Origin of the sequence: Desulfovibrio sp. An276, from assembly GCF_002159665.1 — a bacterium.
GTDB classification, from domain to species: domain Bacteria; phylum Desulfobacterota; class Desulfovibrionia; order Desulfovibrionales; family Desulfovibrionaceae; genus Desulfovibrio; species Desulfovibrio faecigallinarum.
The window spans coordinates 109,578-124,754 of record NZ_NFJC01000004.1; the positions used below are offsets into that span (position 1 = coordinate 109,578).

Consider the following 15,177-nt stretch of genomic DNA (forward strand, 5'->3'; position numbering starts at 1 on the left):
CATGACAAACTTTCTAGCCGCGCTGAACCTCGATGGTTCTGGTCCTGACTTCCTCCGGCTTCCTGCGGGGAATCTCCACCATGAGCACGCCGTCCTTGGCAAAGGCCCTGATACGTTCCGCGTCTGCGTCCTCGGGAAGGGAAAGGGCCCTTGAGAAGGTTCCGTAGCCGCGCTCCTGCACAAAGACGCGCACGCCCTCGCGGACCTCGTTCTTCTTCTCGCCGGAGATGGTGAGTACATTATCCGCGACCTTGATGTTCACATCCTCGGGGGACACGCCGGGAAGCTCGATATGCACAAAGTAGGCTTCCTCGTTGGCAGTCACGTCAAGCATGGGAGTGATGTCGGGCTGCTCTGCCACGCGTTCGGGCATGTTCTGGCGCATCCAGTGGCCGGGGAACATGTTTCCGCCAAACAGGCGATCTATGTCATCGTGCAGGCGGGACACACCCTGGTAGTTGTCGCGCATATTCTTTCTGACAGGAATGAAGTACGGCATGGTATTGCTCCATTTAAATTTGTTTGATTTGTTTGCAGTGTTTTTTTGTTCTGTATTGCAATTGAATTTGGCTTGCAAAATAGTGGTACGGATGGTCATCCAGGATGTTTTGCTGAAATACTCCCCGGGTTTTCCCGGGTCTTGCAGATGCTTTCCATTGCTGCCATCCATTTCTTTCGCAAAAGAAGATAGTTCCTCATTCTTTCCTGTAAAGGTGCAAAACGCGAAAAATTTGGCTTCTCCCTGCCCTTTTTCCGAAATCCTCCGGATACACCAAACCAACTATTTGTTATCATTTAATAAATAGAACAAGGCCATTCTCCCTGCCTTGCAAAAAAGGGGGAGCTTTGGCAAAAGAAGTCCATGTCATTTGGGGAAGCCCTGGTACTTTCCCTGCCCCTTCCACCGATACCCATCTCATATATATACAGGGTCCGTCACAAGGATCTGTCAGCGGAGTCAGTCACTATATGTCCGATTTTGTCCACCTTCACTGCCATACCGAATACAGCATGCTCGACGGCGCCATCCGGCTCAAGGATTTGTGCGCCAGGGCCAAGGATTTTGGCATGTCCTCCTGCGCCATCACGGACCACGGCAATATGTTCGGCGCTGGCCAGTTTCAGGAGGCCTGCAGGGAATATGGCCTGAAGCCCATCTTCGGCTGCGAAGTCTACGTGACGCCAAACCGCTTTGACACCACATCCGACTCTGCAAGGCGCCGCAACCACCTGATCCTTCTTGCGCGCAACGAAGAGGGATTCCACAATCTGCTCAAGATTGTCACTGCCGGCTGGCAGGAGGGCTTTTTCTACAAGCCCAGGGTAGACTGGGACGTAATCTCTGCCCACGCCAAGGGCATCACCTGCCTCTCGGCCTGCCTGCAGGGCCAAATCCCCCAGGCCATTCTCTCGAAGCGCATGGATGTCGCGGCAAACCTTGCCCGCTACTGCTCGAAACTCTTTGACGGCCACTTCTATCTCGAACTGCAGCACAACGGCATACAGGAGCAGACCACAGTCAACAACGGCCTTCTCGAACTGAGCAGGAGCGAGGGCATACCGGTTGTTGCCACCAACGACTGCCACTACCTGAATCCGGACGATGTCGAGGCCCACGACATCCTTTTGTGCATAGGAACAGGCAGCACCATACAGGATGCGCGGCGCTTTCGCTTCCGGACAACAGAGCTCTACTACAAGTCTCCGGAACAGATGGAGAAGGAGTTCGCCTTTGCGCCCGAGGCCCTGGACAATGCCGTGCGCATTGCCGAGGAGTGCAACTACCGCATACCCTTTGGCAAGCACTTCTTCCCGCAATACGCTCTTCCTGCAGGCGCAACCATCGAATCCGAATTCTGCCGCCTTGCTACCGAGGGCCTTGAGCGCAGATTCAGGGAGCATCCGGAAGGGGACAAGCTCGACAAGGACCTCTACCGCAAGCGCCTGAAGTACGAGATGGACGTCATCCTGGAAATGGGCTTTCCGGACTATTTCCTCATCGTGCAGGAATTTATCAACTGGGCCAAGAACAACGGCGTGCCCACAGGTCCCGGCCGCGGCTCCGCAGCCGGCTCCCTGGTTGCCTGGGCCATGCGCATCACAAATCTGGACCCCATCCCCTACCATCTGCTCTTCGAACGCTTCCTCAACATCGAGCGCGTGAGCCTGCCCGATATCGACGTAGATTTTTGCGAACGCAGGAGGACCAGGGTCATACGCCACATGGCAGACATCTATGGCGAGGACTCTGTCTCCCAGATCGCAGCCTACAGCAAGCTCAAGGCAAGGGCAGTCATCCACGACGTGGGCCGCGTCCTTGGCATCCCCTTCCAGGAACGGGCTGCCATAGTCAAATTCATCCCTGCCAACGATCCCAAGGTTCACATAAGCGAGGTGCTCAAGGACAACGAGGACTTAAAGAACCTGTACCAGAGCGACGAGCGCGTGCGCAAGGTGCTCGACATCTCGCAAAGGCTTGAGGGCCTCACCCGCCAGGTGAGCATGCACGCTGCAGGCCTTGTGGTCTCGGAACTGCCCATGACCTCCTACCTGCCCCTCTTCAAGGGCAAGCACGACGAGCAGGTCACGCAGTTCGACGGCCCCATGGTGGAAAAGACAGGCCTTGTGAAATTCGACTTTCTCGGCCTGCGCACCATGACCATCATCCAGGACGCGCTGGACAATATTAAGCGTAGCGGCAAGGAAGTGCCCAATCTCGACACCCTGCCCTTCACGGACGAGAAGACCTACGAACTCTACTGCAAGGGCGACACGGATGGCGTCTTCCAGGTGGAAAGTTCGGGCATGCGCGGCTATTTGAGAAAGCTTCGCCCCTCCTGCTTCGAGGACATCATCGCAATGCTCGCCCTCTACCGTCCTGGTCCCCTGAAATCCGGCATGGTGGACGAATTCATCGAACGCAAGCACGGCGAGCGCAAGGTCATCTACCCCTACCCAACCCTCGAGAACTGCCTGAAGGACACCTACGGAGTCATTGTCTACCAGGAACAGGTCATGCAGATCGCGCAGATCATCGCCTCCTACACCCTTGGCGGCGCTGACCTTCTGCGCCGCGCCATGGGCAAGAAAAAGCCCGAGGAGATGGCAAAGCAGCGCGTGGTCTTTGTGCAGGGTGCGGAAAAGAACAGTATCAGCGCGGACAAGGCCAACGAGATCTTCGACCTCATGGAAAAATTCGCTGCCTACGGCTTCAACAAATCCCACTCTGCAGCCTACGCAGTCATTTCCTACCACACGGCCTATTTGAAGGTGCACTACCCTGCTGAGTTCATGGCAGCGCTCCTTACAAGCGAACTGGGGAACCAGGTAAAACTCCTCAAATACATTTCCTGCTGCCTTGATATGGGCATAGACGTGCAGCCCCCGTCCGTGAACTACTCGACACTCTCCTTTTCTGCCCACAACGACAAGGTCGTCTTCGGCCTTGCCGGCATCAAGGGCTGCGGCGACGAGGCTGTGCGCAACATCATCCACAACAGGAAGGACGGCCCCTACGTCTCCCTGCTTGATCTGTGCGAAAGGGTCAATCTGCGCAAGGTAGGCAAGAGGGTGTTGGAAGCGCTCATCAAGAGCGGCGCCTGCGACGATTTTGGCGCAAGCCGCCAAGCCATGCTGGCAAGCCTGGATCTGGTCCTCGCAAAGGCCCAGAAAAGGCAGAAGACCTCCTCCCAGGGCATGCCCTCGCTCTTTGACTTCATGCCCAAGGACATGGAGGTGGAAAAGCTCACGGGCGTAGGCATAGACTGCGAGGAGGCAAGCCTTCCGGAATTTTCCGAGGAGTTCTTGCTCAAATACGAAAAGGAGTACCTTGGCTTCTACCTTACCTCGCACCCTTTGCAAAACTACATGCGAGAAATCCGCCGCATAGGCTGCAGGACGCTGGAAAACGCCCTGGAGGCGCAGCCGAGCCAGGAGTTCGGCGTAGCAGTCCTTGTCAACGAGGTGCGCGAGGTGGTGACAAAGTCCAAGGGCCAGCGCATGGCCTTCGCAGTGGTGGAAGATCTCACCGGCAGGGCAGAGGTCACTTTCTTTCCCAGAAGCTACACGCCTGCCATTCAGGATCTATTGCAGACGGAAAGCCCCATCTGGCTCAAGGTGCGCGTGGACAAGAACCAGGAAGAGGAGGAAAACGAGGACGGCGAGGTCACCCGCAGCCTGAAGCTCATAGCCTCGGACGGGGAGCTTCTTGCGGACGTGTGCAAGAACGACACCCATCCCCTGCACTTTGTGCTTCCGCCCTCGCGCCTTGGCAGGGACGACATTCTCTCCCTGCGTCAGCTTCTGGAACAGCACAAGGGGGCTGTCCCTGTGGTGGCAGAGGTTGAACTCGATCCGGGACGCATCTACCACGTAGCCCTGGGTCAGGAGTTTTGCGTTGCCCCCTCGCCAGAGCTGCACTCCTCCCTGGCGGCATGGGCGCAGGCATAGAAAGCGCAAAAAAGACACCAAAAAAGTTCGGGCCCTTCCGGAATATTCCGAAAAGGCCCTTTTTTGTTTTCTACCCTTGCGTGCAGGCTCGTCGCAGGGCTATGAGCGCTGCCCCCTTGAGGCCAAGCTCCTCGTCAAGGAACTGCGACACAGGGACTTCTTCGAGGAAGGTTGCAAGCTCTCCCTTCCCTTTCACAAATTCCGTGCGAAAATGCCTGGACTGGACAAGAAGGGGATTTTTCATGGCAATGCCGCCAGCTATCCACAATCCTCCCCGGCACATGGTGGCCAGGGCCCAGTTGCGGCAGGCCCTGGCAAAGAGGCGGGCAAAGTGGACGAAGAGCTCGCTTTCCTCGTCCTGAAGATAGAGCGCAGAAGCATCTGCAGCGGACATCTGCCTTCCAGTGATCGCCCTTGCCAGGGCTTCGAGACCACGGCCCGAGACAAGGTCGTCCATTTCCGGCATGGGGCCAAAGGCACTTGCAAGCTCCCGCTCCCTTTCCGAGACTAGGGCAAGGGCCATGTGCCCACCCTCGGACGGAACAAAAACGCCCCCAGGCAGAAGAAGGCCGCAGCCAAAGCCCGTGCCTGCTCCGGCCGAGGCGCGGATCTTCCCACAATCCGGATTTTTCCCGTACACGTGTATGCCTTGACTGGCAGACTCAGGCTCCATGGCCATGGACACGGCCTCGAAATCGTTGACAAGAAAGACCGGCTTTCCAAAGGCTTTCTCTGCCTCGCTGCGTTCGAGAACAAATGCCCTGTTCGAAAGACTGGCCTTTTTCCCGTCCGTGGGGCCTGCAAGGGCAAGGCACACGGCTGCAATATCCTCCTTCTCCCCTTGTCCAGCTTCCTCAACTACGGCACAATAGAGACGAACAAGGTCAGAAAGGCCCTGCCACTCGTCTCCCGCAAGGCTTTTGTGGGCAAGAAGGCGCACCCGGCCTTGCCAAAGGTCTGCCAGGGCAGCGCGGCAGTTGGTGCCGCCTATGTCAAAGACTACAACACGCATTTTGGCTCCCTGCCCCGCCCTTCACAAGTGGTTTGGGGCAGCAATTTTGGAGGAATGGGCATGCTCACGGAAAAGGATTTGGACGAATTTGCAGAATACATGAAATCCGGCGCCATGGAACAGGACTTCAAGGACGGCTGCGAAAACGACCGCTTCTATCTTTTGAACCTTTTGGAAAAGTTTATGGACGTAGCCGAGCTTGCGGACGAAACTGCCACAAAGCTCATCTTTCGCGGAAGCCTTGGGGCTCTTTTCCCGGAAAAAAAGCCCGAGGAAGAAGGCGACAAGGAATAGGCAAAGCCAAATCTGGGCCCCTTGGGAAGGGGCTCTACTTTTTTCTGTTCCAGGGCAGGCGCTGCAAAAGCCCTGCCATGGCGCAGGTACCGCTGACACCGGCATAGACAAGGCCGCAGCCAACGCCAATGGGGATGACAAGGAAGCCAGCGTGCACAAGGGAAAGCGCAAAGCCGCAGAGGATGATGGAGCCTGCCACCATGCGCACCTGACGCTCTAGAGAGTACTTGCGGCCGCGAACCACTGGCAGGCAGGCCTTTTCCCAGGCGTCCATGCCGCCCTCAAGGGTGTAGGCCGGCCCCTTGGCAAGGCTTTCCAGAAGGGAAGCGTTCTTGCGCACCCTGTTGCCGGAATGGCAGGTGAAGATGATGGGTGTCTCGAAGGTAGCCCTGGGAAGAGGGGCCATGCGGACAACGGACAGGGGGGCTGCAACACACCCCTCAACGTGCATGGCCTCGATCTCGTCCGGCTCGCGGACATCGACAAGCCTGGCCTTGCCTGACTCAAGAAGTTTTTTTGCCTCGGTAGGAAGAATTGGGGTCAGCATATATTTCTCCCCGGGCTTTCCCCAGGCGAGGGGAAAGCCCAGAAAAATGCAGTGCGGGATTTTTCCGGATACCCGGACAAAAACCTAAAAGCGGTCGAGGGGCTCCTGGAAAAGAACGTCGCCAAGGTACGGGTCCGACATGAACTGCCAGCGTACACCCTGCGGAAAGCCGTCCTGTATGGGCCCAAGCTTCGGATCGGGAAGGCCGAGCGTAAAGGCCTTGCGCGCACGATCCTCGAATTCCCGGATCTGATCTGTCATGCCGAAGGGAATGCTTTCCATGGTCTCAAGGCCCCTGGGGGCAGGTTCCCTGTATTCCAGGATAATCTTGTCGTGGTTGAAATTGGTGCGTATGGCAAGGTAGCGGGCAATCCAGTAGGCGGGCGCAGGATCGTCACCGTCTTTGTAGCCTTCCTTCACGATTTGGGTGGGATCCCCCACAAGGCCCGCATAGGGGTCGTTCTTGCAGGGCACAAGGTAGGTGAATGCGGCAAAGGGCTGACCGCCAATGACCTCTGTTGTCAGCTTCGAGCTGCGGGGCCTCGGATACACGCTTGTCCAGATCCAGAAGTCGTTGGGAAGTTCCGCGTGGGTGACAATGGCCATGGGCGCAGAGGCCTTTGTGCCAAAGACGGCAGTGCGCACATTGACCGGCACTGCGGCCATGTTCGGACGATAGAGGCGGCCAGTACCGCGGCCGCTGGTTACAAGGGGCATGTCCTTCACGTGCACGGCAACGGCAGGCCTTGAGGTGGACACATAGGCATTACCTGCAACACCCCGCTGTTGCACAGCGGAACAGCCAAGAAGAAGAATTGTCAGAAGAAGTGTGGATACGGCGAGACTGGGAACAAGGAGTTTTCTCATATGCTCTGTCAGGCGCGGGTTTCTCCGGTTTTGGGGAAAGCGCCTTCCTCCATTTGCAAGGGGTATGTGTATCGCGCAAACGCGCAAAAGAGTCTCTGTGGCCTTTCTCTGGACATGTATCGCGCAACAAGTCCATAAAAAAAAGGAGCGTATCGCGCAAAAGCATCGAAGCAAGGGCCAGATACAGACTGAAAAGACATTTTATTTCATAAACTTGAATAAATCCGGATATAGAACTATTTGTATTTTGATAAATCACAATATGATTATATAGCAACAGGGATTATGCTGGCTTCTGTCCACACTCCGGGAGAGTGTCGCTACCGTCGGACAGTGGATCGATCCGGGACAGGCCAAAAAATGTGTGCGTTGCGCGATTTTCTATCGCGCAATAAAAGGGAAAGTTCTTGTGACACCCTTTTTCAGGAAGTCTTGCCTGCCTTGCGCTTCAACTTTTCAATGAGGGTCGTGCGCTTGATGCCCAAAAGAGCTGCCGCCCTGTGGTGGACACCGTGCTCCCTTTCCAGGGCCTCGGCTATGAGACGATCCTCCATCTGACCCAAAAAATCCCTGAGACTCAGATCAAGTTCCTTCATCTCGTCTAAAGTGGGCCAGGCAAAGCCTGTCCGTCTTTCCGGAAACTGGGACAATGGTGCTGCCGGCGTCGCAGGTACAGACGTTTCAGTTTTGGCAAGACTTTTCGCACCCATGTTCGCGGGTACGGAATTGCGGATTTTTTCCGGCAAATCGTCCGGACCTACGCAGTCTCCCTCGGTCAGGACACTCACGCGATACATGAAGTTTTCCAGTTCGCGCACATTGCCTGGCCAGGGGTAGGCCAAAAGCAGCCCTTGTGCCTCGGGCGTCAGCTCAAGCATGGGTCTGTCGTTTTCCCTGCAAAAGAATGCGAGATAGTGCCTTGCAAGGGCAAGGATGTCGTCCCCGCGCGTGCGCAGGGGTGGCATCTTCACGGGGATGACGTTCAATCGATAGTAGAGATCCTCGCGAAAATTTCCCTTCTTGACCTCCTGCTCCAGATCCCGGTTGGTGGCTGCCACCACGCGGACATCGACCTTGATGGGCTTGCTTCCCCCGATTCTCTGCACTTCCCTTTCCTGCAGGGCGCGCAAAAGCTTCACCTGCAACTGCGGTGGCATTTCGCCTATTTCGTCCAGAAAGAGGGTACCCTTGTTGGCGAGCTCGAAGCGCCCCTCACGCGCACGGTAGGCCCCCGTGTAGGCCCCCTTTTCCGCGCCAAAGAGCTCAGATTCGATGAGGTCCTCGGGCATGGCACCGCAGTTGACCGGCACAAAAGGGCCCTTGCGGCCGCTCATGTTGTGCAGTGTCTGGACCACAAGTTCCTTGCCAGTGCCGCTTTCACCGGTCACAAGCACGGTACTGTTCGTCCTGGCCACCCTGCGCACCATATCAAAGACAGTCTTTAAAGACGCGTCCCTGCCTATGATGACCTGGCCCTCGTCCTGTACCTTCTCCTCCACGCTCTCTCCTCCCAGGGGTGACGCACAAAGAAAACAGCAAATTCTGTGTCATTTTCCTGACAGACTTGTACCCGCAACCTGCAAAAAATGCCAGTCCCGGATTGCCCCTTTGTGGTCTTGCGGGCACAAAAGGAGGCAAGTTTGCACTTCCCTTCTTCCTCTCCTGAGCCTTTTTTTCGGGATTGACCGCACTTTGCCATGGTGCACAAGGGGCAAAAATGTGGCAAGGTGAGTGCAGCTCTTCCGGCAACCGAAGGGCAGGAGAAGATCATGAGCATACTGAACGACAAGGTACGTCATTACGGGACAACGGGCAGGGGCATCAGCGCCAGGGAAAACGTGGTCATCAAGACCACCAAGGCCCTGCACCTTTTGAGCGCCACCGCCTGGGCAGGAGGCTCCTTTTCCATGCAGGCCCTAAGCTACCTGCGTCTGACCCAGGGCCTTGACGAGGCCACCCAGGCCCACGTGGCCTTTGCCCTACGCTTCATCGACACCTGGGTCGTCATGCCAGGCCTTGCCGGCTGCATCCTGACCGGACTCTTCTACTCCCTCTTCACTTCCATAGGCTTTGTGCACTTCTTCTGGATTGGCTACAAGTGGCTCATCTCCCTGTGCGCGGCCTTCTGGGGAACGCTTTTCTGGAGCCCCTACGGCAACGAGCTCATAGCCCTTGCCGAGCCCTACGGCCTCTCGCCCCTTTTGCTCTTCATTCGTTCCTGCCTCTTGCCCGAGAACTTCTGGCAGGCAGTCATGCAGACCATGATCATCTTCAGCATGCTGCTCATCTCCGTGTACAGACCCCTCACCTGGCGGCAATGCCTGCACTTGAAGGATCTGCACAACAGGACAAGCATCATCATGCGCTGATGGCCAAAACACGCCATTGCCCTCTCTCCATTCCCCTACTCTTTCCGCTCCCCAACTCTTCCCCCACTCTTTCGGAGGACACATGCTCAGCATCTTCGATCTCTTCAAGATTGGCATAGGCCCGTCGAGCTCCCACACCGTCGGCCCCATGGTGGCTGGCAGAATGTTCGCGGACCTCTTGGGGGAAAAGGGGCTAGTACCCCTGGTGTCCAGGATACAGGCCGAGCTCTACGGCTCCCTTGCCCTGACTGGCGAGGGACACGGCACCATTGGCGCTCTTTTAAACGGCCTTGAGGGGGCAAGGCCGGACACTGTGGAGCCCGTGCACCTTGCTACACGCACAGCGCAGCTGAAGGAAAACGCCGATCTCATCCTTGCCGGAAAACACAGGACAGCCTTTGATATGGCGCGTGACGTTGTTCTGCACAAGGGACTTTTTCTGCCCCGCCATTCCAACGCCCTGACTCTCACAGCCTGTGACAGGGAAGGCAATGTCCTCCTAGCCAAGACCTACTACAGCATAGGCGGGGGCTTTGTGCGCTCGGAGGAGGACTTTGACCGGGAGGAAGAGGGCTATCCCACGCCGCCCTACCCCTACAAGACAGCCACTGAACTTTTCGACTGGTGCCGCAGGGAAAACTCGAGTATTGCCAACATAGTGCTTGCCAACGAAACCTTCTGGCGAAGCAAGAAAGAGGTGGAAAGCCGCATACAGGCCATAGCCAGCGCCATGCGCGAGGCTGTGGAGCGCGGCTGCTGCCTCGACGGCGTCCTTCCCGGTGGCTACGGGGTGCGCCGCAGGGCGCCCCAGCTCTTGCGCAAGCTCTCCGCCCTTATGGCAGCTGGCAGAAGGGAGCTTTCTTTGTGGCCCATGCTCTACGCCTTTGCCGTGGCCGAGGAAAACGCCAGCGGCGGCCGTGTCGTGACCGCTCCTACCATGGGCGCAGCGGGCGTTGTGCCCGGAGTCTTCATGTACTACACAAACTTCTACCCCCAGGCCACGGAAGAGGGACAGCGGGACTTCCTGCTCACGGCAGGAGCCATTGGCCTTTTCTACAAGCTCAACGCCTCCATCTCTGGCGCCGAGGTGGGCTGCCAGGGCGAGGTGGGAGTTGCCTGTTCCATGGCAGCCGGCGCCTACTGCGCTGTAACTGGCGGCAACGTGAAACAGGTTGAAGTGGCAGCGGAAATAGGCATGGAGCACAATCTTGGCCTCACCTGCGATCCCGTGGGCGGCCTTGTGCAAATCCCCTGCATAGAGCGCAACGGTCTGGCAGCAGAGCGTGCGGTGAACTGCGCGCAGTTGAGCATCCTTGAAGACGGCAAACAGCGCGTTGTTCCCCTGGACAAGGTCATAGATGTCATGTACCGCACAGGCATTGATCTGCAGGCCACCTACAAGGAAACATCCCTGGGAGGCCTTGCCAAGGCCATTGGCGACGCATGGCAAAAGGCCTGACCAAACGAACTTGCCCATTGTTCTTGACATTTTTTTTGCAAGGATATGGGCTTTTTTTTTCTCTTCAAAAACAACATTTTTTTAGAAAAGAAAAATATGAAGAAGAAAAGTATATGTTCTATCTTTTTTTGCAGCTAGAGTTTTCCCAGACAACTGCCACAAAAAAAGAAAAATTTTTTATCTGTAGAATGACTACAGAATAGTGTTTCTTGCCTTGGGAGAAGTTGCGGACACATGCGTTTGCAGACATGGTCCGGCCCCAAGCCGAGGCAAGGATCTGAAAAGAGGTACTTTACCGAGATCATTTTTCTTTTATGCAAAAAAGCTCCCTGTTTTTTCTCTCGGCGTTGCCGTAACGGGCGGAGCGTGCTATAGAGCGCATTGTCCAAGGTGCACGCTTTGTGGAAATGTTTCCGTATTTTTCGCGCATTTTTCCTACTTGCGCCCTGCCAGTGCTCCCATTGGGCTTTCGAATGACGTGCCAACAAAGCCCCTTGCAAATACAGATATTTTTGGAGGTTTGTATGCGTTTAAAAAACTTGTTGTCGAAGCTATTGCTCGCAGTGATAGCGCTTGCCTTTTCTGGTGCCGGAGCCATGGCTGCAGAGCTTGTCAAGGTTCCCACTGCCTGGCTCGACAGACATGAAACCTTCCTCATCTGGTATGCCAAGGAACAGGGATGGGACAAGGAAGAAGGTCTCGACATCGACATCCAGTACTTTGCGTCCGGCAAGGAAATCCTCGAGGCCCTGCCTTCCAAGGCCTGGGTCTTTGCCGGCATGGGTGATGTTTCCGCCATACGCTGCAATGTACAGCACGGTGCAAAGATCATAGGCATAGCCAACGACGAGGCAACCACAAGCGCCGTGCTTGTGCGCGCCAATTCCCCCATCCTCAAGGTCAAGGGCTGGAACAAGGACTACCCCGAAGTCTACGGCGATCCAGAGACAGTCAGGGGCAAGACCTTTCTGACTACGGGCACGACCTCGTCCAACTACGCCCTAAGCTCCTGGCTCAAGGTACTGGGTCTCACGGACGCGGACGTTGTGATCAAGAAAATGGATCAGACACAGGCCCTCGCGTCCTTTGACAACAATCTTGGTGACGGCGTGGCCCTCTGGTCTCCCTACGTCTTTACTGGCCTTGAAAAGAAATGGCAGGTGGCGGCCACCCTTGAAAAGTGCAGGATGGGCAATCCCATCATGCTCGTGGCAGACGCAAAATATGCAGAGGAACACCCGGACGTGACTGCCAAGTTCCTCAAACTGTGCCTGCGCACTGTTGACGTTCTGCAAAAGGAATCCCTTGAAAATCTCGCATCCGAGTACCAGCGCTTCTATCTCGAATGGGCAGGCAAGAACTACTCGAAGGCCATCTGCCTGGCTGACCTCAAGGCCCATCGCGTGTACAATCTTAACGAGCAGCTCATGCTTTTTGACACCTGCAGCGGAGAAAGCCAAGTCCACAAGTGGCAGGCCGACATTGTGGGCTTCCTCAATCGTCCCGGCGCATCCGAGCACATTGATCTGCAAAGCATCAACACCAATGCAACGGATACCTTCCTGAAGATGCTGCTCGAAGAAAAGACAAAGTAGCCTTCTTTTCCTGCATGAAGACAGTGTGCCCCCGCAAAACCATATTGTTTTGCGGGGGCACTGACGTTTGTACGGACTTTTGTCCGGGCTCTGGAACGGGCTAGAGGACTTTCAGCTCGTACTCCCTGGTGCCCATGCCGAGCTCTTCTGCGTAGTCGATCTGGATGTGGCCGTGGGTATGGGGCCAGCGGGCTGTGAAGAGGTCGCGGCCCTGCAGATCCATATTGGTGAGCAGGGGCTGCTTCTGAACGAGATCAAAGCAGGCCTGATCCAGGGCGACGGGATCGAGGGAGGCCAAAATGCCTACGTCGGGAATCATGGGCATGTCGGACCAGCCTGCGCAATCGCAGTCCGGGGTCACGTTCATGACAAAGTTGATGTAGCAGACATGTCCCTCATGACCCTTGACAGCGCCGTAGGCGTATTCGGTCAAACGCTCCATGAAGGCGGGCACATCCGTTTCCCAATTGATCTCGATGGCCTTGGGTTCGCAGACGGTCATGCACTCGAAACAGCCTATGCACTTTGAGCGATCACAGGTGCTCTTGCCGTCAACGATGCTTAAGGCATGCTCGGGACAGTGGCGCACACAGGAGCCGCAGCCAATGCACTTTTCATGGTTGACCTGGACCTTTGTGCCGTGCTGATCGCGCTTGCCTGCCTTGGAGGCGCAGCCCATGGCAAGGTTCTTGATGGCGCCGCCAAAGCCTGCCATCTCGTGGCCCTTGAAGTGGGAGAGGACCACCATGGCAGGAGATTTCACGATTTCCGTGGCGATCTGCACTTCCTTGAAGTTCTTGGCATCGATGGTCACGGGAATCTCGTTCTCGCCAAAGAGGCCGTCGGCAATGATAACGGGAGCGTCCACAACGCCCGGAGCAAAGCCGTGGCGCAGGGCCGTGTTCAGATGGTCCACAGCGTTGTGGCGGGTGCCATTGTAGAGGGTGGTGGTATCGGTCAGGAAGGGCTTTGCGCCTGCTGCGCGCACCTTGTCCACCACAACCTGCACGAGCTGGGGATTCAGATGGGTGTCATTGCCGGTTTCGCCGAAGTGCAGCTTGATGGCACAGGGCTGATCCTTCACCACCACCTCGGGCAGCTTCATGAGCGAGAGCAGGCGGGCAATCTTGGATTCCTTGGTCTGGGAGGATTTGCGACAGGCCATGGAATAGAAGTAGACTGTAGAAGCCATGGTTTCAGATACTCCTTGCAAAATGGGTAATGGGTGACAACAGTTTTTTGCTATGTGTTTCGCTGGTTGGGGGCTTTTTACCATCCGCCAAAAAGGGGAAGACGGGCAACGGCATGGGCATCACGCACAAGGTAGAGATATTTGTGCATCATGGCCGTGGCGCAGGCATGGTTTGGCAGGATACGCAGGCGGCTTTTGGGAGAGAGGGAGAGCACAAAATCCCTTTCCCTTATGCGAAGGTCAGGGGCAACGCGTACCATGCCGTGCTCCTGGTTCAGATCGTAGAGGACAAGACCATCCAGGGCGTTGAGCTCCATGTCGCAGACAAGGCCGTAGCCCTGGCTTTGAAACAAATGATCAAGGCCGCGATCGCTTGAAAGGGAAGCCCAGCCAGAGTCCGTGCAGATGCGCGAGGGAAGCTCGTTTCCCTTGGCAAAGCCGCCAATGACCGAGGTGAGCACGGATAGGGCAATATCCTCATGCCTGCACACCCCAAGGCCTGCCTGGACCATATCCATATAAATATAGACCCCTGCGCGAACCTCGGTAAGACCAGGATTTGCCGTGCCAAGGAGAGCCGTGGGGGTAGAGCCTGCGCTCACGATGTCTACGTCGAGGCCCATGGCTCTGAGCCTTTCGGCTGCGGCCACCGCATCAGCCCCTTCCTTCTCGGCCAGGGCCAGGATCTCCTCTGTCCTTTTGCAATTGTAGGCAGCACCAGCATGGGTGAGGACGCCGCGCACCCTTTGTCCGGCTTCGGCCAAAAGCCGTGCTATGGCGCAAAGCTCGTCCCCATCGGGCTTCAACCCTGCCCTGTGCCCGTCCGTGTCTATTTCCAAAAGCACGGAGTAGGAGACGGAGTGGCCTTTCGCATCCTCTATGAGGGCCCTTGCCATGGACAGGCTATCCAGGATGACCTTGAAGTCTATGCCCATTGCCATGAGGGCGCGGGCCCTTGCAAAAAGGGAGGGACGTATGCCTACAGCCAGAAGGATGTCCCGGACTCCCAACTCGGCTACGGCCTCAGCCTCGCCCATGGTGGCAACAGTGCAGGCAGATGCTTTCATCATCCTTTGCGCCACATCCCAGCAGCGACAGGTTTTCAAATGCGGACGCAGGGGCATGTTGCCAAGATGGGCCGCCATGCGCCAGGCATTGGCTTCCATGCGCTCCTCGTCCAGCAAAAGACTGGGGGTGGGAAGATCCTCAAGGGGAATGGGGGAGGCAAAATACTCTGCCTCAGGGGCTGACAAACTCATACGACCTCGCGCTGGCTAAAGTGAGCTTTTATCAAGCGCGCCGTAAAACCTCTCCCTTCAGGGGGAGGATATAAGGCGCCCCTAGCTTGGCAAGTTTGCCTTTAGTTGGGAGTTCTTTGGGATTCGATATACTG

Annotated in this window: 13 protein-coding genes; 6 read left to right on the forward strand and 7 right to left on the reverse strand. The window is 56.4% G+C overall.

All coding sequences use genetic code 11. The annotated features are described in order from the left end of the window. Positions 1 to 13: 13 nt before the first annotated feature. Positions 14 to 499: an Hsp20/alpha crystallin family protein gene (locus tag B5F76_RS03830; RefSeq protein ID WP_162608670.1), complete on the reverse strand. Its 486-nt coding sequence runs from the start codon at positions 497 to 499 to the stop codon at positions 14 to 16. A 470-nt stretch (positions 500 to 969) separates the two neighbouring features. On the opposite strand from B5F76_RS03830, the gene dnaE reads away from it, so the two are divergent. Further along, positions 970 to 4,449, forward strand: a complete 3,480-nt coding sequence (gene dnaE, locus B5F76_RS03835) for a DNA polymerase III subunit alpha (RefSeq protein ID WP_087351348.1) — start codon at positions 970 to 972, stop codon at positions 4,447 to 4,449. A 70-nt stretch (positions 4,450 to 4,519) separates the two neighbouring features. On the opposite strand, the gene B5F76_RS03840 is transcribed toward dnaE, so the two are convergent. Then, the gene (locus tag B5F76_RS03840) at positions 4,520 to 5,461 is read right to left on the reverse strand and encodes a glucokinase (protein WP_087351351.1); all 942 of its coding nucleotides are present in this window, start codon (positions 5,459 to 5,461) and stop codon (positions 4,520 to 4,522) included. A gap of 60 nt (positions 5,462 to 5,521) precedes the next feature. Here B5F76_RS03840 and B5F76_RS03845 point away from each other — a divergent pair, with 60 nt between their 5' ends. Beyond that, a complete protein-coding gene (locus tag B5F76_RS03845) occupies positions 5,522 to 5,755 on the forward strand; it encodes a hypothetical protein (RefSeq protein ID WP_087351354.1) in 234 nt (77 codons plus the stop codon). Positions 5,756 to 5,789: 34 nt separating this feature from the next. On the opposite strand, the gene B5F76_RS03850 is transcribed toward B5F76_RS03845, so the two are convergent. The 3 genes from B5F76_RS03850 to B5F76_RS03865 form a co-directional block, all read right to left on the reverse strand. Next, positions 5,790 to 6,302: a rhodanese-like domain-containing protein gene (locus B5F76_RS03850; RefSeq protein ID WP_087351357.1), complete on the reverse strand. Its 513-nt coding sequence runs from the start codon at positions 6,300 to 6,302 to the stop codon at positions 5,790 to 5,792. 84 nt (positions 6,303 to 6,386) lie between these two features. Beyond that, a complete protein-coding gene (locus B5F76_RS03855; RefSeq protein ID WP_087351360.1) occupies positions 6,387 to 7,169 on the reverse strand; it encodes a DUF4851 domain-containing protein in 783 nt (260 codons plus the stop codon). Positions 7,170 to 7,591: 422 nt separating this feature from the next. Next, positions 7,592 to 8,668: a sigma-54 interaction domain-containing protein gene (locus B5F76_RS03865; RefSeq protein WP_275074524.1), complete on the reverse strand. Its 1,077-nt coding sequence runs from the start codon at positions 8,666 to 8,668 to the stop codon at positions 7,592 to 7,594. Positions 8,669 to 8,866: 198 nt separating this feature from the next. On the opposite strand from B5F76_RS03865, the gene B5F76_RS03870 reads away from it, so the two are divergent. The 4 genes from B5F76_RS03870 (at position 8,867) to B5F76_RS03885 (ending at position 12,592) form a co-directional block, all read left to right on the forward strand. Further along, complete coding sequence (locus tag B5F76_RS03870) at positions 8,867 to 9,538, forward strand: hypothetical protein (protein WP_239406950.1); 672 nt, start codon at positions 8,867 to 8,869, stop codon at positions 9,536 to 9,538. An 82-nt stretch (positions 9,539 to 9,620) separates the two neighbouring features. Continuing rightward, entirely contained in the window at positions 9,621 to 10,997 is a 1,377-nt protein-coding gene (locus B5F76_RS03875) for an L-serine ammonia-lyase (RefSeq protein ID WP_087351365.1), read from the forward strand. Continuing rightward, positions 10,982 to 11,200 carry a hypothetical protein gene (locus tag B5F76_RS14760; protein ID WP_087351368.1) on the forward strand — a complete coding sequence of 73 codons (219 nt, stop codon included), beginning with the start codon at positions 10,982 to 10,984 and terminating at the stop codon, positions 11,198 to 11,200. The genes B5F76_RS03875 and B5F76_RS14760 overlap by 16 nt, the downstream gene beginning before the upstream one ends. 321 nt (positions 11,201 to 11,521) lie before the next feature. Next, entirely contained in the window at positions 11,522 to 12,592 is a 1,071-nt protein-coding gene (locus tag B5F76_RS03885; RefSeq protein ID WP_087351371.1) for an ABC transporter substrate-binding protein, read from the forward strand. A 100-nt stretch (positions 12,593 to 12,692) separates the two neighbouring features. Here the strand turns inward: B5F76_RS03885 and B5F76_RS03890 are convergent, their stop codons facing one another. Both B5F76_RS03890 and B5F76_RS03895 read right to left on the reverse strand, forming a co-directional pair. Continuing rightward, the gene (locus B5F76_RS03890) at positions 12,693 to 13,784 is read right to left on the reverse strand and encodes a DUF362 domain-containing protein (RefSeq protein ID WP_087351375.1); all 1,092 of its coding nucleotides are present in this window, start codon (positions 13,782 to 13,784) and stop codon (positions 12,693 to 12,695) included. A gap of 77 nt (positions 13,785 to 13,861) precedes the next feature. Continuing rightward, complete coding sequence (locus B5F76_RS03895) at positions 13,862 to 15,043, reverse strand: alanine racemase (protein ID WP_087351378.1); 1,182 nt, start codon at positions 15,041 to 15,043, stop codon at positions 13,862 to 13,864. Positions 15,044 to 15,177: the final 134 nt, after the last annotated feature.